The 20,429-nt window shown below is 45.8% G+C and carries 23 protein-coding genes; 18 read left to right on the plus strand and 5 right to left on the minus strand.

Annotation, left to right across the window (positions count from 1 at the left end):
• Positions 1–140: 140 nt before the first annotated feature.
• Positions 141–725, minus strand: coding sequence for a helix-turn-helix domain-containing protein (locus NST74_RS10170; RefSeq protein WP_341111864.1), 585 nt, complete (start codon positions 723–725; stop codon positions 141–143).
• 164 nt (positions 726–889) lie between these two features.
• Here NST74_RS10170 and NST74_RS10175 point away from each other — a divergent pair, with 164 nt between their 5' ends.
• From NST74_RS10175 to NST74_RS10215, 9 genes are all read left to right on the plus strand, one after another.
• The gene (locus NST74_RS10175) at positions 890–1,177 is read left to right on the plus strand and encodes a Dabb family protein (RefSeq protein WP_042126253.1); all 288 of its coding nucleotides are present in this window, start codon (positions 890–892) and stop codon (positions 1,175–1,177) included.
• A 209-nt stretch (positions 1,178–1,386) separates the two neighbouring features.
• The gene (locus tag NST74_RS10180) at positions 1,387–1,827 is read left to right on the plus strand and encodes a DUF86 domain-containing protein (protein WP_042126255.1); all 441 of its coding nucleotides are present in this window, start codon (positions 1,387–1,389) and stop codon (positions 1,825–1,827) included.
• A gap of 59 nt (positions 1,828–1,886) precedes the next feature.
• On the plus strand, positions 1,887–2,552 hold the full coding sequence (locus tag NST74_RS10185; RefSeq protein ID WP_341111866.1) for a helix-turn-helix transcriptional regulator: 666 nt from the start codon (positions 1,887–1,889) through the stop codon (positions 2,550–2,552).
• A gap of 100 nt (positions 2,553–2,652) precedes the next feature.
• The gene (locus NST74_RS10190) at positions 2,653–3,105 is read left to right on the plus strand and encodes a YtxH domain-containing protein (protein WP_341111867.1); all 453 of its coding nucleotides are present in this window, start codon (positions 2,653–2,655) and stop codon (positions 3,103–3,105) included.
• A 254-nt stretch (positions 3,106–3,359) separates the two neighbouring features.
• The gene (gene racE / locus NST74_RS10195; protein WP_341115865.1) at positions 3,360–4,166 is read left to right on the plus strand and encodes a glutamate racemase; all 807 of its coding nucleotides are present in this window, start codon (positions 3,360–3,362) and stop codon (positions 4,164–4,166) included.
• A gap of 204 nt (positions 4,167–4,370) precedes the next feature.
• Positions 4,371–5,579, plus strand: a complete 1,209-nt coding sequence (locus NST74_RS10200) for a M14 family metallopeptidase (RefSeq protein ID WP_341111868.1) — start codon at positions 4,371–4,373, stop codon at positions 5,577–5,579.
• A gap of 111 nt (positions 5,580–5,690) precedes the next feature.
• Positions 5,691–5,942 (plus strand): hypothetical protein, encoded by a 252-nt coding sequence (locus NST74_RS10205; protein ID WP_042126261.1) that lies wholly within the window; start codon positions 5,691–5,693, stop codon positions 5,940–5,942.
• 125 nt (positions 5,943–6,067) lie between these two features.
• Positions 6,068–6,370, plus strand: a complete 303-nt coding sequence (locus NST74_RS10210) for a HesB/IscA family protein (protein ID WP_042126263.1) — start codon at positions 6,068–6,070, stop codon at positions 6,368–6,370.
• Between the two features lie 41 nt (positions 6,371–6,411).
• The gene (locus NST74_RS10215) at positions 6,412–6,651 is read left to right on the plus strand and encodes a DUF1450 domain-containing protein (RefSeq protein ID WP_042126265.1); all 240 of its coding nucleotides are present in this window, start codon (positions 6,412–6,414) and stop codon (positions 6,649–6,651) included.
• Positions 6,652–6,739: 88 nt separating this feature from the next.
• On the opposite strand, the gene NST74_RS10220 is transcribed toward NST74_RS10215, so the two are convergent.
• From NST74_RS10220 to NST74_RS10230, 3 genes are all read right to left on the minus strand, one after another.
• Entirely contained in the window at positions 6,740–8,077 is a 1,338-nt protein-coding gene (locus tag NST74_RS10220; RefSeq protein WP_341111870.1) for an LTA synthase family protein, read from the minus strand.
• A 39-nt stretch (positions 8,078–8,116) separates the two neighbouring features.
• On the minus strand, positions 8,117–8,758 hold the full coding sequence (locus NST74_RS10225; protein WP_341111871.1) for a hypothetical protein: 642 nt from the start codon (positions 8,756–8,758) through the stop codon (positions 8,117–8,119).
• A 154-nt stretch (positions 8,759–8,912) separates the two neighbouring features.
• Positions 8,913–10,052 (minus strand): THUMP domain-containing class I SAM-dependent RNA methyltransferase, encoded by a 1,140-nt coding sequence (locus NST74_RS10230; protein WP_042126269.1) that lies wholly within the window; start codon positions 10,050–10,052, stop codon positions 8,913–8,915.
• A gap of 225 nt (positions 10,053–10,277) precedes the next feature.
• Between NST74_RS10230 and NST74_RS10235 the strand changes: the two genes are divergently transcribed.
• Positions 10,278–10,907 (plus strand): O-methyltransferase, encoded by a 630-nt coding sequence (locus tag NST74_RS10235; protein ID WP_341111873.1) that lies wholly within the window; start codon positions 10,278–10,280, stop codon positions 10,905–10,907.
• 7 nt (positions 10,908–10,914) lie between these two features.
• Here NST74_RS10235 and NST74_RS10240 read toward each other — a convergent pair whose 3' ends face one another.
• Complete coding sequence (locus NST74_RS10240; RefSeq protein WP_042126273.1) at positions 10,915–12,135, minus strand: MFS transporter; 1,221 nt, start codon at positions 12,133–12,135, stop codon at positions 10,915–10,917.
• A gap of 278 nt (positions 12,136–12,413) precedes the next feature.
• On the opposite strand from NST74_RS10240, the gene hemE reads away from it, so the two are divergent.
• The 8 genes from hemE to NST74_RS10280 all read left to right on the plus strand — a co-directional run bounded on the left by hemE (position 12,414) and on the right by NST74_RS10280 (position 20,413).
• Positions 12,414–13,475: a uroporphyrinogen decarboxylase gene (gene hemE / locus NST74_RS10245; RefSeq protein ID WP_341111874.1), complete on the plus strand. Its 1,062-nt coding sequence runs from the start codon at positions 12,414–12,416 to the stop codon at positions 13,473–13,475.
• Between the two features lie 35 nt (positions 13,476–13,510).
• Complete coding sequence (hemH, locus tag NST74_RS10250) at positions 13,511–14,467, plus strand: ferrochelatase (protein ID WP_341111876.1); 957 nt, start codon at positions 13,511–13,513, stop codon at positions 14,465–14,467.
• On the plus strand, positions 14,464–15,885 hold the full coding sequence (hemG, locus tag NST74_RS10255; protein WP_341111877.1) for a protoporphyrinogen oxidase: 1,422 nt from the start codon (positions 14,464–14,466) through the stop codon (positions 15,883–15,885). Before hemH ends, hemG begins: the two co-directional genes overlap by 4 nt.
• Positions 15,886–16,164: 279 nt before the next feature.
• Entirely contained in the window at positions 16,165–17,559 is a 1,395-nt protein-coding gene (locus NST74_RS10260; protein WP_341111879.1) for a CapA family protein, read from the plus strand.
• A 21-nt stretch (positions 17,560–17,580) separates the two neighbouring features.
• Positions 17,581–18,312, plus strand: a complete 732-nt coding sequence (locus NST74_RS10265) for a glycerophosphodiester phosphodiesterase (protein ID WP_076121858.1) — start codon at positions 17,581–17,583, stop codon at positions 18,310–18,312.
• A 36-nt stretch (positions 18,313–18,348) separates the two neighbouring features.
• On the plus strand, positions 18,349–18,972 hold the full coding sequence (locus NST74_RS10270; RefSeq protein WP_341115866.1) for a fumarylacetoacetate hydrolase family protein: 624 nt from the start codon (positions 18,349–18,351) through the stop codon (positions 18,970–18,972).
• Between the two features lie 23 nt (positions 18,973–18,995).
• Positions 18,996–19,799, plus strand: coding sequence for a DUF92 domain-containing protein (locus tag NST74_RS10275; protein WP_341111881.1), 804 nt, complete (start codon positions 18,996–18,998; stop codon positions 19,797–19,799).
• A gap of 11 nt (positions 19,800–19,810) precedes the next feature.
• On the plus strand, positions 19,811–20,413 hold the full coding sequence (locus tag NST74_RS10280) for a TetR/AcrR family transcriptional regulator (protein WP_341111882.1): 603 nt from the start codon (positions 19,811–19,813) through the stop codon (positions 20,411–20,413).
• Positions 20,414–20,429: the final 16 nt, after the last annotated feature.

A 20,429-nucleotide genomic window follows, 5' to 3' on the forward strand; every position in this document is an offset into this window, starting at 1 on the left:
CTCCTGTTCCGTTCTAAAAGTTTGAAGAAAGTACCTTAACAGTAGTATGACCCTTTTTCAAGAAAAAAATATGGCAAAAAACCCTTCTCCTAATTAAGGAAGAAGGGCTGGCGTTAAACTAATTAAGCGATAGGATCACATTAGAGCGTTCCGCAGTCTGCAAATAGAATATGGCGTGGAATCCGGAAGAAGGTTTCGGCTTTTTCCTGCAGAGCAGGAGTCGGCAGATGGCTGCTGTGCAACCATTTACGGAACGTTCCCGGATGAACCCCTATCCAAATACTTACATCGGTTACGGAAAAATCGTAAACCATACAAAGTCCGGTCAGAATCACATTGCTGCGCGGTGAGCTGGTAATACTTCTTTTCATAAAGCGAGAAGGTGTTGGTTGACATACAATTGGACTTTGACGAATCAGTGTTTCATTAAACAAAATCTGGGGCGGGTACCCAAGCAGGCGGCAGGTCTTGTCAATGTTATTGTTGGAAGGGATACGACCTTCGTATACCCAGGCACTTACACTGCGAGAGGATATACCAAGATCTTCTGCGAGTCGTGAAAGTTTGATATCCTTAGCCATCAATACAGCAAGTAACACACGGTTTCTAATCTGGCTACGCTTTGGACGGCGGAATCTTTTTACACGAACGCCTTGTCCAAGATATTTGCGGTTGATCAGAGACCACGCCTGGATATTATGAGTTTCTTGTTGGTTACTAGGCATAATTCCTCCGATTTTTTAAAAATATACTACAACACTTTCCTGTACATCGGCAATGGTTAATGCTGCTATTTCTGTCATCACTTCTTAAGTTTCTTTCAGAACGCGTAAGCTTATGATATATTTTTAATATCTAATTACAATATTACAACAGGGAGCGAGATAGAATGATCAAGCATATAGTGTTTTTCAAATTGAAGGACCGGTCCGAAGAAAGCGTTGCGGCAACGGTAGCCGTACTGCGAAATATGGAAGGTAAAATCCCGCAGCTCCTTTCGATTGAAGTGGGTGCTGATATCATTCATTCTGATCGATCCTTTGATATTGCGCTTGTTACGGTGGTAGCTTCTCTTGATGATTTACAGGCTTATCAGGTTCATCCGGCGCACAAGGAAGTCATAGCTCATATTAATGAAGTGAAGGAACTTTCAATTGCTGTAGATTACGTAATTTAAGCGATAAACTGATTGAATAGCATCATCATTTTATACCGGAAGCGGTGACAGGAATGCGTGAGCTCGAGTATCCGATGGAAGCGTTAACTTATTTGGTCGTTTTCCTTGCGGCAAGTTTCATTATGTTCTTTTGGCTGAAACGCCGCGGGAAACGCGGTAAGTAGGGATAATGCAGATTTCTCTAACTATTTTGACATGGGGGTATTACTGTGTATTATGTCAACCGCAAACAAATCGAAACCATTCTTGCTCAAATCCCAGATATAACCACGGGTCTTCGGACTGTAGCAGCTTCATGGGATGGCAACACTTTAACCGGACTAATACAAGAACGCTGCCTTCATCTGGCGATAGAGGTGGTAACGGATGTTGGTAGTTGTCTGATTGACGGATTTATTATGCGTGATGCTGGAAGTTATGAGGATATCATTTCAATCATACATGAAGAAAAAGTGCTAGGTAAAAGTGAAATATATGAGAGATTGATAGAGCTTGTTGCGCTCCGTAAGCCGCTCGTGCAGGATTATTTTGCCTGGGAAAGAGAAGCTCTACATCCGCTCACTCCAATCCTTCCAGAGGTGCTAGAGAAATTTGCTGTTGAAGTAGGGAATTATTTGGATCAGGAACTAGGGTCCGGTGTAACGCTATAATAGCATAAGATAGAATCATATAAAATAGGCGATAGCCGTGAAAGAGAGGGGGTTCCTTTATGATGAAGATGGGGCAGGAAAATGGATCGACAAGGCACTTGATTATGACGCTCCTGAAGACGAAAGGACCACTGACCATCGGCGCGCTGGCAGAAGAGTTGGGAATTACAGAGATGGGTGTCCGTCGTCATGTGCTTCAGCTGGAGCAGGAGGGACTTGCTAAGACAAAAGTGGTTCGGCAAGCGATGGGGCGGCCTTTACATATGTACTCTTTAACAGAAAGGTCCGAAGACTATTTTCCAAAAAGCTATCACAATTTGGCTTTGGAGCTTCTGCGTGAATTGGATTATGGCAGTGGATTGGAAGCTGTAAATACATTATTTGAGGGACGCCGTCGGCGGATGCTCACCCAGTATGCTCCGATGATGGAACGCCGGAATTTGGAAGAACGAGTAGCCGAGTTATCGTCGATCCAAAATGCCGGGGGATATATGGCGGAGTGGAACCGTGAAGAAGACGGTTCGTATGTCATAAGAGAATACAACTGCCCGATCCGCCAGGTGGCTACCCAGTATCGCAAAGCTTGTCAATGCGAACATAGCCTATTTGAGGAACTGCTGGATGCTAAGGTTACAAGAAGTGAATGTATGGCAGAAGGTGGACAATGCTGCCGATACGCTATTGCACCCAAAAATGTAACAGACAAAACTTCTGGAAAGTCGTAATAATTAGTCACAAGACAAACTCCTGCTGCTTATGATATAGCAGATATAGGCATTAGCCCGGTAGAGCGGGAAGCAATGAATTTAAAGGAGAGATGAAACGATGAAAAAGGACACTAAAGGTTTGTTGTGGGGAGCTTTAGTCGGAAGTGTGGTTGGATCGGTGACAGCACTTTTGTTCGCACCTAAGCCAGGAAAAGAGCTGCGCAAGGATATTGCGGAAGGAACAGCTGCTGGCATTGAAAAGGTACAGGGAATTGCCGTGCAGGCAGGTGATAAGAGCATCGAGCTGTATGACAAAGCTAAAGATTCTATTGGCCATGTAGTACATGAGGTCCGCGAATGGAGCAAATCATGCTCCGGTGCTGTTGAAGAAGATACAGCTACTGTAGCTGTAAGTGGAATTGCTACTGAAGAAACCATTCAAGAGGCTGCAGTCACTTTGGAAGAGGTCACGGAGTTAGAGGTATCGCCTATAAGTGATGAAGCTGGCAGTGAAGAAGCTAGTCTTGAAGAAGCTCAGTCAGATGACAAGGACAATAACGAAATCGCATAATGAAACAGTGGATGGATTCTTTGGTTTTTACGTTCAAAAAGTACTTATTCTCTTTTATAGAGCCGCTTTTTCGCATTGGGCGGAAGGTGGCTTTTTTATTTCATTCTTATGGACCTGTGAAATGATGGAAAAAGTATTGGCTTGAACTAAGAGTACAAAAGGAGTATTATCTGCAATTGGGGCTGAAAGTCAGGTACATTTTGTTTTCGGCTTACATAAGCTACACAAAACAAGTAGAAGGAAGCGGTGTGTTCGTGCAGCAAGCTATCGCAATATTAGACTCAGGTGTGGGAGGGCTAACAGTTGTCAAAGAAGTGATGAGGCAACTCCCGCGGGAGAAGATCATTTATTTCGGAGACACGGCCCGAGCTCCGTACGGACCCCGTTCGACCGAGGAAGTAACACTGTTTACAGAACAAATTGTAGATTATTTGATCCAGTTTAATCCTAAAATGATTGTTATCGCTTGTAATACCGCAACAGCTGCGGCACTCGATTATATCTCAGCTAAGGTCTCGATCCCTGTCATTGGGGTGATTCATCCCGGAGCCCGTGCTGCAATTAGCGCGACCAAAAGCGGACAGGTCGGCGTGATCGGTACAATTGGAACAATTAGCAGTGGGGCTTATACTAATGCACTGAAGCAGCTGTCTCCATTCGTTGAGGTTGTTAGTCAAGCCTGCCCAGCGCTTGTCCCGCTTGTAGAGCAAGGCATGTTCCGCTCAGAGAAAAGTTATGATATTGTAGAGCAGGCATTGGAAGGCATTAAAGATACTAACATCGATACTTTAATTTTAGGATGCACTCATTATCCATTTCTTGTTGAACCTATTGGAGAGACCATGGGACCGGGAGTCAAACTGATCAGTTCCGCAGATGAGACAGCTCGTGAGATCAGCACGATTTTATATGATAAAGGCAAGCTGTCTATCGGGGACGAAAGTCCAATTCATCAGTTCTTTTGCAGTGGTGATGCTGAAATGTTTCAGAGAATTGCCCGAGACTGGCTTGGAGAACAAATTAGACGTACCCCAGTAGTGTGGCAAGTATCCACGTTATAAGCAGAGCAATGTTGAATTGAATAGGGACAACTCTACGGAGTGTAAGAAAAAAGGCTGGGAAGCACGTTTCCCAGCCTTTTTTCTTGTGATTCATTTCTCCTTCATGCAGGGGAGTGGCACTTGCATACAATAGAGTTAAGTGCTGTTTGCTGCTATTTTTGTATCTACCGTATCAGCAATTAAAGGCCGAGAGGATGAGACCTAATGCGACAATATATTGCAAGCAGGGGAGATACCGTAAGCCGAATTGCCGCCCTGCATGGATTAACCCCTGAGCATGTGATTCAAGGTAATCCATGGGTTGGGAGACAGTCTTATTTATATCCGGGTCAGGTTTTATTTCTGCCGTCTTCACCCCGTAAGAGATATGCGGTGCAAGAAGGGGACGATCTTGAACGAATAATCTCATTATTCCATGTGAGTTTAGATGATTTGGAGAAGCTTAATCCAGGTGTGACCTCAGGACGCTGCTGTACACCGGGAAAAGTGCTCGTCATTCCACCTCCAATTCCAGAGCGAGTGGTGTTCTTGCGTGGAGAGTACGGCCCGGTTGATGTTGAGAACGACATCAGCAGTCTGATTGCACAATATTCTTTTATACAGGCACATCAAATTGGCAACAGTGTGCTTGGCAAGCCAATTCATGTGCTTAAAATAGGTAATGGAAGCCGTCATCTGCATGTTAACGCGGCTCTGCATGCTAATGAATGGCTGACCTCGCCTTGTTTGATGTCGTTTATAGAAGAGTACGCAGCAGCTTATGCTAACGGTTTGGCGTGGAATGGTCATCGTCCAGAGGAATGGTACAATAACTGGACCCTATTGGCTGTTCCCATGGCTAACCCTGACGGCGTGGAATTAGTACAGGAAGGTGTTTTGCCAGGCCACCCGTATTATGCGGATCTTATGAAATGGAACGGGGGACGGCGAAGCTTCCGCCATTGGAAGGCTAATATACGCGGTGTGGATCTCGGGGATCAGTTCCCTGCCCATTGGGATGAGGAACGGGAACGTCGGGGGGTATTCCTACCCTCTCCGCGTGATTACAGTGGTCCTGAGGCACTTAGTGAGCCTGAGGCAGCCGCACTGGCAATACTTGCTGAGGGAGTGCCCGGTGAAGCTGCAGTGTCTTTGCATAGCCAAGGGGGAGAGATCTACTGGAATTACCGGGGTTATGAGCCTCCCGAAAGCCGTGAACTAGCAGCACGGCTGGCCGCTGCGAGCAGCTATCGTGCAGTCGAATTAACGGGCAGCGATGCTGGATATAAGGATTGGTTCATCCAGACCTTCCGCAAACCTGGATTTACAGTAGAGCTAGGGATCGGCAAAAATCCGTTGCCACTGGCAGATTTTGAAGATATGGCACTAGAAACGGGTCTAATTTTGGGAACGATACTATCCAATGTGAAATAATTATGAAACAATTACAGTAAACTTGCGTAAAATAAACCATAGGGTATGGCCGCTGTCGTCACTACAGGTTATCCGCGGCTGTATCCTTTTTTACTTGGGAGGAGGGCCACTATGAAACTGAAAAAACTGCTGTCACTGAAGCAATGGTCTGCCATCTTCAGTAGTTCCTGGCGATATGTAATCTCCCCTAAAGTTGCAGTTGGGGACAAGCTGTTATTCACAATTCCAGTGCTGCTCTACTGGGTGTTGCCAGATTTCATGCCGTTTTTACCGATCGATGATATTGGAGTAACAATGCTCCTGATGGGCTGGTTCGTATCACGGATGGGAAGGAAATACCCGGCACTTCAGGCCGGAAAATGAGGTAGTGAAGTGAGATTTGCCTCGGATTGTGTATCTAATTTGTTAATATAGTTGCTTTTAGATATCAATTACCTTTAAAATAGGTAATTGAGTATTTAATTTAAGTACTAGGAGATGGATAATAGATGAAGGTCAAAATTACCCGCAATGCGGCTAAAGTGATAAAGAAACAAATGGAACTTGAAGGAAACAGCGAGTTGAAGCTTCGCGTAGCGATTACGCATGCTCACGGTGATCATGCTCACTACGGACTGGATTTGGACACGCCTAACGAGAATGATGTTGTAGTGTCGACAGATAAGGAAATCGATGTTATTCTTGATCCGAATCAACCGCTCCTTGATGGTGTGGTCGTTGATTATTTATATCTTCCTGAAGAAGGTTTTGTTATTACTAATCCGTCTAAAGGTAATCACGGCGATCACTAAACGTTTCGCCTTAAATTTGGGACATAAAGAAGGGTTGCTCCATGGCTAACGATATACAAGTGTGCGATGAATGTAATTTTATGAAATTGAAGAGTATCATACCCAAACTGCAAAAGATGGCGCCTGATGCAGAGATCAAGGTCGGCTGTAAGTCGTACTGCGGTCCATGTGGCAAACGGGCCTTTGTATATGTTAATGGTCGTTATGTGAGTGCTCCAACAGAGGAAGAAGTGTTGAAGAAGGTAGAAGCTTTTATCAAGCAACCGGCCGTTCAGAAATAATGCAGAGGTCTTATCCATCAACTTAAAAAGCCCTAAACCCGTGTTGATGACGGAGTTTAGGGCTTTTTTTAATTATAGAACGGAATTTTTATGGCGCGGTTTCTTCTTTTCGGAGCATTTTGATGCCATCGTATTTCATGATATCGTCTGAGATTTGCAGTCGTTGCTTGCTTGTCTCGAACCCGGTACTGCACCCCGCAACATCAATAACTTCGCGGCTATCGAGGCTATAACAGGTACCCTTGTCGAATTGGCCATTTTCACTTGGAAGATAGGATCTCTTCGCATCGGCAAAGGCACCGGTTCGCAGTGTCACAAGTCGCTCTTTGCCGCTGAACAGATTATTACCCATAAGATAATAAGGATCTTGGGAGATCCCCAGCAGATGGAGTAAGGAAGGTGTGAGATCCAATTGACCCGCCGGATTAGAATCAACGACCGAGGCGTTAGTACCCGGGAGATGAATGAGTAATGGAACTTCGTGCATGATTTGATGCATGTCGAGTTTACTTAGGCTTTTGTCAAGAAATCGCTCGTAATAAGAGGTCTCTTGGATGGAATTATCATGATCCCCATAAAAGGCAAGAATCGTATTATCCCACAACCCGCGTTGTTTCATATCACTTACTAATTGCCCTAAAGCTTCATCCGTATAGTGAACAGCCTGCAAATAATCACCAAAGATAGTCCCCTTAAACTCACCAGTATCAAGCCCTTGCTTGTCCGCAGGGAGAGAATAAGGATGATGACTAGATAATGTAGTCAAAAAGGAGTAAAAGGGTTGCTGTATTGATTCTGCTGTATCCATCATATTCAGTGACTGCCTCAGGAACGATTTATCTCCCAATGACCAGCCTAGAGGCTCATCGATCTTGTAGTCTTTTTTACTATAAAAATGGTCATACCCCATCGCCTTATACATGATCTGTCGATTCCAGAAGCTTCCCTCATAGGCATGGAAGGCATTGGTGCTGTAGCCCTTTGACTTCAAAATGGCAGGCAGTGTGTCAAACTGATGATCCGGGTAACGGACAAATACTGAGCCGGAGACCAGCGGATAGAGTGAACCGTTAGAGGCGAAATCCGCATCGGAGGTTCGTCCTTGTGAGGTCTGATGATAGTAATTACTGAAGTAGGTGTTCTCTTTGATAAGCGCATTCAAATTAGGTGTGACCTCTTGTCCATTAATTGAACGACCCACTACAAAATTCATAAAAGCTTCGGCTTGAATCACAATGATGTTGCTTCCGCTGTATTTTCCAAAGCTGTCGTTAAGTGCGCTTTGCTCAGCATTGTGTTCATTGAACCAGAGCTTCATGGAACTGGCTTCCTCCTGTGGAAGCTCGGGCTGAGGGCATAGATGATCTTTGGCATACAAGTAAATATCATAACCGTGAAATCCAATGAGTCCTGTAACGTTATACATCGCCAAGCTCCACCAGTTACCCGTGAACAAACCCTTGGCCTAGGTAGTGGCATAAGAGTGGATAGGGCCAAAGGTCAGAATGCACCCCAGTATCAATGCGACGACACCGTTAGCGCTCCGTTTCAGTACTGTCATTAAGCGTGATGAAGGGCGGGAATGACTTGTACGAGCATAATAGGAAGCCTGCCCATTGTTATAGGTATGGGTGTTCCGGCGGAATAGTACTACGCAAAAGACGTAAACGAGAAACAGCAGCCAATCCGCGAACAAATAGAGATCAGAAGGACGGAGCAGTGCAAAGATACTCCCGCCGAGTGCATCCATCTGTCCGGCTTGAAACAGAACGGGAACGGTGATGAAATCTTGAAAGTATCGGTAGTAGACAATGTCAGAATAAATAAGTAATGTCAGGAGCAAGTTTATGATTATTAGGGCTATGGTTTGACCACGTCGGGGGAGCCATAGCACCCAAAATGACAATAGCATAACTGAACCAAGAGCAATCAGCTTATCTAGACGGTTCATATCAATATTTGGGGCATGCAGCCCGCTGTGAAGAAACATTAGCTTAGCGAGCATAATGCCAAGAAAAAGGATATAACCGATATAACGGGAGCGGACGTTAGGGGTGATTCTATCTGTTAAGGACGAACTGCTCCTCGTAAATGGATCTCGTGACACATTAAAGCCTCCTAACGTTGTAAATGAATAGGTAAGAAGAAACGGACACCGTCCTCTAGTGAGGTAGATGTCCGTTCTTAATTAAAAATATAAGAAAGTATAAGTTTCACACCATACTTCATATCTTATATTTCTCGCATAAATGAAATCCAAATTATTTTGGATTTCTAGGTGGAAGTGGACCCAAGTATTGATAATATTGACACTCAATACGTCCGTTATACAGCTTGCGACGCTTGTCCGCTTTACGGCCGTAATATTGTTCGAATTCCTTATAAGGACTGATGGCAAAGAATGACCAAGTCGGTAGATACAACATCATTTCACCAAATTGGCGAGTCAGCTTCTCCACCTCTTTGTCATTACTGATCCGTTCCCCATATGGAGGGTTGGTGATGATGCAACCATATTCCCCTTGGGGTCTTGCTTTGGCGGCAGCCATCACGGTGAAGGTGATTTCTCCGGACAGGCCGGCGCTTTTAGCGGCAGCTTCAGCGATTTCTATGGCAGCAGGATCAATATCAGTGCCGGTTAGCTGCAACGGATAATCGTCTCGCACGGCATCGAAAGCTTCTTCGCGGGCTTCTTCCCACAGATACTTAGGAATGACTGGCCAATGTTCCGAAGGGAAGGAGCGGCGAAGTCCCGGTGCGATATTCCAAGCGATCATAGCAGCTTCGATCAACAGTGTTCCTGAACCGCAACAAGGATCATATAGCGGTCGGTGGCCATTCCAGCGGCTAAGCTGGATTAGCGCAGCAGCCATCGTTTCCTTCAGTGGCGCTTCGGTTGCTTGTCTGCGATATCCACGTTTGTGAAGTGCAGGTCCAGTAGTGTCTAGTGTAATAAGCGCGATATCATTTAACAAAATCACTTCGATTACATAACGAGGCCCGTTCTCTGGAAACCAGTCCGTATGGTAGGAAAGCTTTAGCTTTTCAACAATAGCTTTTTTGACAATCCCTTGGCAAGCGGGTACACTCGTTAGTTGTGATTTATGGGACCGGCCTTCTACCGGAAATTCTCCATTCTCTGGAATCCAGTCTTCCCAAGGAAGGGCTTTGACACCCTCGAATAATTCATCAAAGGTTTTGGCTGGGAATTGGCCCATTTTTACTAATACGCGGTCCGATGTACGCAGCCATAAATTACAGCGACAGATGTCGATATAATCACCACTGAACAATACACGACCGTTTTCGACCGTGGTCTCATAACCCAGTTCGTTTAATTCGCGCGCTACTACAGCTTCTAATCCCATAGGGGCAGTAGCGATTAATTGTAATTTGCTCAAATACGCTCAACTCCGTTTAACTTGTAGATAAATACAAAAAGCCAGTACAATAAGAAGAAACGACATTGTCGTCCTCTAAAGACGATAAGCGTTTCTCGCAAAAGCATCCATACAAGTATATGGGAATGTGGGACACTTCACAATGCCCGGCATTCCATAAACCATAAAATTTTCCCCGTCATCCCTTAAATCGAGAAAACGGGGGATCATCAAAGGAGAATCTTTATGCTTACACAAGAAGAGTACAGTGAACAACTTTATACCGAGGACGAAATCCTGCTTCAGGTAAAAGAAGCTATCGTCCAAGCGGGTATGCCGGAAGTGTCTGTCGAACCGGGATACGGAAGACTGCTCACCATGCTTGTTAGATTGTCCCGCTCGAAGCGTATTTTGGAGATTGGTGCACTTGGCGGCTACAGCGGGATTTGCTTATCCCGTGGTTTCTCAGCGGGTGGCCGGCTGACCTCACTAGAGCTAAGGGCCGATTATGCTGAACTTGCTCGCCGTAATTTGGAACTGGCCGGATTCGGAGATTCTACGGAGTATAGAATCGGTCCTGCTATGGACAGTCTGAAGGCTCTGGAAGCAGAGGGCGCTAAGTTCGATTTCTTTTTCATTGACGCAGATAAGATTAACTACTCTAATTACTTGGAATATGCCATTAAGCTGGCTAATCCAGGTGCGATTATTGCTGGTGATAATATTTTTCTCCGCGGACGGACGCTAAATACAGATCGAAATGGGCCTGCCATTCTTGCAGTACGGCATTTCAACGAAATGATCGCTACCGATGAACGTCTGATCAGCACTTGTCTGCCAGCCTATGATGGACTGGCGTTGGCAATGGTGAAATAGCAGGAAATTAGCGAAATAGCCGTGGTGGAGTAGCTTTGTATAGCTTAACCCGGACCCATACGGTGTTTAACAGCAACAAGCTTCCGGAGATGATAAACAGTCCCTCAATACCAATATAACCAGATAGAAAGCCGCCTATGATAGCTCCCAGCATATTGCCAAGTGACAATGTGCTGCCGTTGAAGCCGAATGCGCGGCTTTCTTTCCCGTCAGGGGTATAAGACCGGATAAGCGCATTAACGCTGGGCAAAAGGCCGCCCATAAAAATCCCCATGAGAAAACGGACAATGATTAGCTGCCACACGCTAGTAACGAATGCTTGAGGAATCAGGAATAGCGAAGCCCCGATTAACGCGTAGGTCAGAATGCGGTGTGCGCCGACTTTATCACTCAGCTTGCCGAGCAAGGGGGAAGCCAGCATGTTGGAGATCCCTGTAACTGCGCTGACCATTCCGGCTAAAAAGGCTATATTCTCAGCAGGCCCATTTAACTTTTCAACATACAGTGGCAGCAAGGCCATGGGGCTGATCATTGCAAATTGCAGCAAAAAGGTTACACCAAACAGCGCCGGGAGTTGAGGGATCTTGATCAATTCCTTCAAGCCTTCCATTACTGACACCTGTGGCTCTTGTGCCGCTTCTGCACGATCGAATTTCTCTTTAACGAGAAACAGTGCCAGTAGAGAGGCGATGAAGAGCAAGGCGCCAACGACATAAAAGATCGGACGAAATCCGATTAAATCAGCAAGAAAACCACCAATAAGTGGTCCAAGGATGGTACCAGCAACAGAACCCGACTGCATCAGCCCCATCGAAAATCCCATACGTGCTTTCGGAGTAGTACCCGATACGAGTGCGATGGAAGCGGGATTGAAGCCGGAGATTGTACCGTTTAGCAGTCGCAGTAAGAGCAGCTGCATAGGGGATTGTGCGAAGCCCATCAACACCATAACGATAGCCATGCCAAAGCTGGAGCGCAGGAGCATGATTTTACGTCCATATTTGTCAGCAAGTTTTCCCCATAGTGGCTGGAAAATGAAAGAAGTTAAAAAGTTTGCGGCAAAAATAAGGCCCGCCCAAATTCCAATCTCATGCTCACCCTGAACTCCAAGATCCTTGGCGAGATACAAGGTCAGGAACGGTGTGATCATCGTCATTCCGGCATTTACCAAGAATTGTCCGAACCAAAGCACTAAGAGGTTGACCTTCCATGTCTCCCATTTCTTCAAAGTGCTTTCACTTCCTTTCAAAGAATTTCAGAAAATACATGATTCACAGAAAAATAGACATTTTATCAGTATATCATTTTTTTAGCTTCAAAAGTGCAATACATGTCATAGTAATGTCATAGGATTGTCATTCCACGATCTTCGTTTTGCTTGTTACAACCCTTTAAAAAGGGCATAATAGTAAGTATGCCGATCAAGCATAAACGCCATCGGCGTCCTTATTAGGACGGTAAGTGTTTATTTTAAAAAATCTTATAAAATATAATGGAGATCTTATCATGACCTACAACGACACTTTTATCCGCGCCTGCAGAAAGCAGGAAACGGAGCACGTTCCCGTATGGTACATGCGGCAGGCCGGCCGTTATGATCCCGAGTACCGTAAAATCAAGGAAAAGTACTCACTGCTTGAAATCTGTAAACAGCCTGAGTTGGCGGCTGAAGTAACCTTGATGCCTGTGCGCAAGCTAGGTGTGGATGCGGCCATTTTGTATTCTGACATTATGAATCCGGTCGCTTCAATCGGTGTGAAATTTGATATCGTTAAAGATATCGGTCCTGTGATCGAGAATCCGATTCGCTCTGCGGCAGATGTCGAGAGACTGAAGCCTATTGATGTTGAAGGGGATCTCGGACATATTTTGGAAACGATTTCCATTCTCGATAAGGAACTGGATGTGCCTTTGATTACTTTTGCAGGCGCACCGTTTACAATTGCCAGTTATCTGATCGAAGGCAGACCTTCTAAAGGATATATCCGTACTAAAGAGCTAATGTACAGTGAACCTCGTGTCTGGGAAATGCTAATGGACAAGCTCGGTGATATGATCATTACTTACCTCCGCAGTCACGTGCGTAGTGGTGGAAAAGCGTTTCAATTGTTCGACAGCTGGGTCGGTGCCCTTGCGCCACGCGATTTTGAAAAGTATGTGTTACCGACGGTTTCTCGTATTTTTTCCGAATTATCTGATCTTGATGTACCGAAAATATACTTTCCTGGCGTAAGCTCTGGCGAATTGCTACCGAGTCTTACGAAGCTTCAAGCGGATGTAATCGGGGTGGACTGGCGTGTGAGCTTGTCCGAAGGTCGACGCAGAACCGGTGGGAAATTTGCGATTCAAGGCAACCTGGATCCGTATTTACTTACAGCGCCGATGGACGTCTTGAAGGAGCACGCGAAAGCGTTAATTGATGAAGGGGTACAAGAGCCGGGATATATCTTCAATCTGGGTCATGGCTTATTCCCGGAGGCTTCTTTAGAGAAGCTTAGAGAATTAACGGAATATATTCACGAATATTCACAGGAAGTATTGAAAGAATCAGCCAAACTGCGTTCTTAAAAATAGCCTATTAAATCTATAAGGGGATGGAATCCGTGACAGCAAAAATAGGTGTTCTCGTCATGTCGTATGGCACTCCTAAAAGCTTAGAAGACGTTGAAGCATATTACACTCATATTCGGCGAGGTAATCCGCCGACAGCGGAGCAGCTTAAAGAATTAACAGATCGCTATGAAGCGATCGTCGGGGGTGTATTCCCGCTGCGGGAGAACACAGACCGTCAAGTAGCTGCATTACAGGCAGCACTAAACGCGGATAAAGCTGGGGCGGATGTTGAATTTGTCTGCTATCAGGGTTTGAAGCATGCCTATCCGTTTATTGAGGACGGCGTCGAGGCTATGGCGAAGGACGGCATTACCCAAGCGGTTGGTGTTGTGCTTGCCCCTCACTATTCAAGCATGAGCGTGGGTGGCTATATCAAACGTGCTCAGGAAAAGGCTGATGCATGTAAGATCGAGATGGGTTTTGTGGAGAGCTACCATTTGCATCCAGTATTGATTGATGTTCTAAGCCGAAGAGTAACGGCAAAATTGGATCAATATATCGAAGCAGGCGCTACTCGCGATGAGATAAGGGTATTATTTAGCGCGCATAGTCTTCCAGAGCGTATTCTAGCTATGGGCGATCCTTATAAAGATCAACTATTGGAGACCTCAAAGGCTATTGCAGATCAAGCGGGAATAACCAATTGGCAGTTTACGTGGCAAAGCGCAGGACGGACAGCTGAACCATGGCTTGGACCAGATATTCTGGATACACTTCAGCAGCTTAGCAAGGAACAGGTAGAGTATGTTCTAGTGGCACCGATCGGGTTCGTATCCGATCATTTAGAAGTGCTGTATGACCTTGATATCGAGGCAACAGCCGTAGCTTCAGAGCTGGATATGCGTCTTATGCGGATTGAATCATTAAACAGCGATCCTGCGTACATGTCCGTATTGAGCGATGTTGTTCGTACAAGACTGAATCAAATGTCGGCCGGTCAGTCATGACTGGTCCCTCTAGGCGAATTGTTATTATAGGCGGTGGGCTGAGTGGACTCAGCGCCGCCTTTTACATTCGTAAATACTATAAAGAAGCTGGCATGAAACCTGATATTGTACTGCTAGAGAAAGACAAGACACTTGGTGGGAAGATCGAAACATTGCACCGGGATGGATTTGTAATTGAAAAAGGTCCGGATTCATTTTCAGTTAGTAAAACAGAGATGATCGATCTGGCTAAGGAATTGGAGCTGGATCACGAACTGGTGACCACAAATCCTAAGGCGATGAAGACCTATGTATTACAGCGTGACAAGCTTCATCCTATGCCTTCCGGTCTTGTGCTTGGAATTCCTACTGAACTAAAGCCATTTCTATCAAGTGCTCTGGTTTCATTCGGTGGCAAAATACGCGCGCTGATGGACTTGATCCTTCCTCCTAAGCGGAGTAATGACGATGAATCCCTCGGACAGCTGATTGAGCGACGTTTAGGTACTGAAGTAATGGAGAATTTGACCGAACCGCTATTAGCCGGTATGTATGCAGGGGATTTACGCAAAGTCAGCCTACAGGCTACCTTTCCGCAATTTGGAGAAGTAGAGCGGCAGTATGGTGGTCTTATTCGTGGAATCATAAAAGAACAGAATTCCTCCAAGACAAATACGAGCACAAAGAACAGCACTTTTCTGACATTTCGAAAAGGACTACAAAGTCTCGTGCATGGCTTGATTCATGAACTGCATGATGTAGAACAGCGAACTGAAGCTGCGGTGGTCTCTATACAAGCTACAGGAACTAGTGCTTCTCGTTATGAGCTAGAACTGGAAAGTGGCGAACGGCTGCTTGCGGATGAAATATATATCACCACACCAAATTCTTTTGCTGCCGAACTTTTGCGTCCACATGTGGATGTTTCAGCACTCGATGCGGTAAATTATGTATCGGTTGCGAACTTAGTCATGGCCTTCGACAAGAAAGATATCGAAATTGATGATGCTGGAGCAGGTTTTCTTGTGCCACGTAAGGAAGGGCGCAATATTACTGCCTGTACATGGACGTCAACGAAGTGGCCGCATACGAGTCCAGATGATAAAGTACTTATGCGCTGTCATGTAGGCCGTTCCGGAGATGAGCAGAATGTTCAACTTCCAGATGAGGCTCTTACGGAGCTAGTGAGTAAGGATTTACGAGAGATCATGGGCATTACAGCGAAACCTATATTCACGGAAATTACTCGTTCGGAACATTCGATGCCACAGTATCCTGTTGGACATCTTGACAATCTTTCTAAATTCCATAGGGAGCTTGAGACCACACTTCCTGGGCTATATGTCTTTGGAGCTGGATATGATGGAGTGGCAATACCCGATTGTGTTAAGCAGGCTAAGCTTACAGCACAAAGTGCTGCAAAGCGTATATCGAATTAATTGTTCATTTACGGGAGAGTTAGAATTATATAATGAACGGTGAAGCGAAGATTTTTTTGCTTCACCGTTTTTGTTTAATAGAAGAATATACGATTTTAAAATATAAGGAAGTATAAGTTTTACGCTATTTTTTATGTCTTATATTTCTCGTTTAAATACTTACCGTCCTTATAAGGACGGTGAGAGTGTTTATACTTGGCGAACTCTCTTATTTGGAGGAGAAGGTGCTAGATATGCTATAATAGAACCAATTTGAGAGTAGAGGAGATCATAGAATCAATGTATCCGCCGCGATCGCGATCTAGACAGAAGAACAAACATAAGAGCAAACGTAAGCGCAGAACGGCCTGGATTTGGATCAATGCAGGTCTTCTTTTGATGATTACTGTGGCGCTCAGCTATAGTTTTATGGAAGACAAATTTAAGGGGATTTCTGAGCCGCCTCCGGTGGCGCAAGTCACAGCCACACCTACACCCGATATTACTCCTCAGGAGACAGCACCTATTGTAACTACAACGCCAACGCCTGAAGTCACGGAGTCTCCCGTCCCTTCTCCTACGGTGGCGCCTGAGGCCACACCTACACCGAAGCCTGAGAAGGAAGAGAATATTGAAACACAGGCGCCGGAAGCTACTTCGACCCCTTCGCCAGATGAAAGCAGCTCCCAAGTCGCAGACGGTGGTTCTGTGTCTGGACTTCCATCAGATGACCAGGCTTCTGGCAATACAGTGACCTTGAATTTTGGCGGAGATGTTATTTTTTCGGGCAAAGCCGGGGAACTGCTTGAGAAGAAAGGCTACGACTATTCGTATGCCGCGTTAAATGGAATGTTCAAGAAGGATGACCTTACGGTCGTGAATCTGGAGACTCCTGTGACCACGGGTGGGGTTGGCGCCGCTAATAAGCAGTTTGTATTCAAAGGCTCGCCGAAGGCCTTAGATGCTCTTAAGGCAGCCGGAGTGGATGCAGTAAATATGGCGAACAATCATACGCTGGATCAAGGGGAGGAAGGTCTGCGAGACACGCTTAGTCATCTCTCGGAAAGAGGCATTCCTTATGTTGGTGCTGGACTCAACAGTAAAGAAGCTTTCTCGGCGCAATATTTTGAGCGTAAAGGGATTAAGATCGCCTTGCTGGGGTTCACACGTGTGATTCCTGCATCGGATTGGATGGCAGGAAAGAATAAACCGGGGCTTGCTTCAGTTTATGATAGCAGAGAAGGACTTAAAGCGATTGCTGCAGCTAAACAAAAAGCTGATTTGGTTGTCGTAGTTGTCCATTGGGGCAAGGAACGGGTAGAGCAGTTCGATAATATTCAGCAGACCCTAGGACGTAGTTTTGTCGATGCGGGAGCTGATCTTGTCATTGGCGGTCACCCACATGTATTGCAAGGTATAGAGCCATACAAAGGTAAATGGATCGCCTACAGCACTGGTAATTTTATTTTTACGAGATCAACGGTACCTGCCACTTGGGAAACTGCTGTTTTTCAGGCGGAATGCAGTAAAAAAGGGCAATGTTCATTACAACTGAAGCCTATGACTGCTGAGCTAGCTCAGCCCGTGCCTATGAATCAGGTAAACGGACAGCTTTTACTTAAAAAAGTAGAGTCTTTATCTGCTGGTCGAGTTAAGATCGACAGTGACGGTAAAGTCACTCAAGTTACAAAATAGGGTTCCTGGGAGGTCCTTATGATGAACAATTTGTGTGTTGCCCATCGGGGATTTTCCGGTAAAGCACCGGAGAATACATTAGCAGCCATCCGGATGGCCATTGCCATGCCTTTTGTACACTGGATGGAATTGGATGTCCAGCTCTCCAAGGACGGAGTTCCTGTCGTCATTCATGACTTTACGCTGGACCGTACAACCAATGGACATGGTAAGGTGAAGAACATGGATTGGGAACATATCCGGCGTCTTGACGCGGGTAGCTGGAAAGGGCGTTCTTTTCGGGGAGAGCGGGTACCGTCTTTGGAAGAGGTGCTCACATTAGCCTCCGGTAGACTTCGTCTCAATATTGAACTGAAAACAGTAGGCGATATGTATCCTGGCATCGAGCAAAAGGTGACGGATCTCATTTCCTCCAAAGGGTTGCGGGAGGACGTGATTTTGACCTCTTTTGACACAGATGTGTTAAAAAAAATCAAGGAAATAGATCCCCGCTTCCGCACAGGGTTAATCTTTGATTCAAGGTTTGGTAATCCCGCTCGAAGGCTGCATGAACTGGAGTGCTCTCTTCTATCGATCAGCTTTTCGCGTCTGAATCCCAGATTGGCTAAGCTTTTGACGGAGCAAGGTGTGAAGATAATGGCTTGGACCGTGAACAAAGGGAAAGAGATGCGTCGCTTAGCAGACATGCATTCTGATATAATGATCTGTACAAACCGTCCGGATATTTGGGGCGATACATTTCTAAAAGTATAAACAATCCAATTCGATGGGAAAGAGAGCTGATTGTCTGTGTGCGCTGCTGTTAATAATTTATATTGTGTTGGACGGAACTACAAGCTACATGCGGAGGAATTAGGGAATAATATCCCCGTGGAGCCACTCATTTTTTTGAAGCCCTCACATGCGGCGGTTTCCCTCGATAAGGCAGTCATTCAGCTTCCAAAAGATTCAGGCCAGGTTCATTATGAAGGAGAGCTTGTGCTGCGTATCGCCCGCGATTATATACCGGGTATGAGCGTGGAGGATCTGGTGGATGTTATGGCCCTGGGACTGGATTTCACACTGCGTGATGTGCATAATGACCTGCAAAAGAAAGGTCTGCCTTGGACACCGGCTAAAGGCTTTAAGAACGCTGCTCCGCTCACACCATACATTGCGTTTCCTGACAAGGAAGAGCTGGAGGGAACGGATTTCACGGTTTTGAAAAATGGTGTTGAAGTTCAGCGAGGCAATGTCAAGAACATGATCTTTTCGCTCCAAAAAATAGTCGATTTTATCGCTGCGCGTTACGGGCTGGGTAAAGACGATGTGATATTCACGGGAACACCAGCAGGCGTAGGCCCTACCGTATCTGGAGATTCGTTTGAATTGTACTGGGGTGACAAGCTGATGGGGACTTGCCTGATCGGCTAAAAACATCTGTTGGAGATGAATTTATGCTATGGATTATTGGCGCCCTTGGCGCTTTGTTAGTTGCGGGAGCGGCTTATAGGAAACAATCCTTAAGCCTCTCCGGCATGCTTGCCGCGGTAGCTATGGGAACCATTTATTTTGGTGCCGGAAATGCCTTTTGGTTCGGAATATTGTTGGTTTTTTTCATCTCATCAAGCCTCCTTTCTAAGCTTCATCATGACAATAAGGCAGAGCTTGAACTGACTTATGCCAAGACAGGCCGCCGAGATGCTGGGCAGGTCTTTGCTAATGGTGGACTCGGGATGGTTTTCGTTCTACTAAATGCGATTGTTCCGATGGATCTTTGGGAATTTTTATTTATCGGTGTTATGGCAACGGTAACTTCCGATACATGGGCTACGGAGATTGGTACACTCAGCAAAAAGCCGCCTCGGTCTGTTCTGACTGGTAAAATACTTCCGGCAGGTGCCTCGGGTGGCGTATCCAGCCTAGGGACGCTAGCCGCAGCCGCAGGAGGTGCGCTTATTGGTGCTTCCTCATGGCTGCTGCGGATGATATCCGGCATGCCGGATCAATCCTTCCTGTTGCTTACATTGGTTGGACTCGCTGGAGGACTTGTGGGCGCGTTCACGGATTCTATTCTAGGGGCAACCGTGCAGCAGATGAATCGCTGCACGGTATGCGGCCGCGAAGTGGAAAGTACACACCACTGCGGTAAGAAAGTTGAACACGCACGTGGCTGGGAGTGGATGAGCAATGATGCAGTCAATGCTGTTAGCTCTATCGCCGGAGGGGCAATGGCCTTATTGCTTGGGATAATGATTTAAAGGAGGAACCGATGAGCAGCACGTCCAATCATAAACATACGGCCATTCTGGATGCCGCATACGAGCTCTTCGGTTCAGGTGGATTTTACGAAACGAAGATGTCGGAAATTGCGGAGCAGGCTGGGATTGCTAAGGGCACCGTTTATTTATACTTCAAGAGTAAGGAAGAATTATTCATGGCGGTAACGCGCCGGGATTGTGAGGGATTCCTCCAGCAGTTGCAGGAAAAGCTGAAGGCAAGTGATACTTTGGCGGGTAAACTGTCGATTATAGCCAAACATCATCTTTATTATTATTTTGAACGTAAACGACACACGAAGCTTTTTTTTCGCGCACCTAACAATAACCCAGAGCTTGTGGCGTATATGACGCTTTTCATGGAAGAATATATGCAGGCTGTAGTAAAGGTATTGCTGGAGGGCGGAGCGTCCGAGCCTGAGCTTATGGCGCAGTCCTACATAGGGATGTTGGATCGACTAAAGATGGATATTTTGTTCGATCCGTCTTTTAAGGAAGAGGATGCATATAAACGCGCCGGTTTCGCTGCGGGTCTTTTTATTAAAGGGGCCATGGATTACTTGAATTTAGGTCAGGATGTTAGACCGGTGGAATAGCAGTCTAGAGCGGCTA

The sequence above is a fragment of the Paenibacillus sp. FSL F4-0125 genome, assembly GCF_038008565.1.
In the GTDB taxonomy this organism is placed as follows: Bacteria; Bacillota; Bacilli; order Paenibacillales; family Paenibacillaceae; genus Paenibacillus_AQ.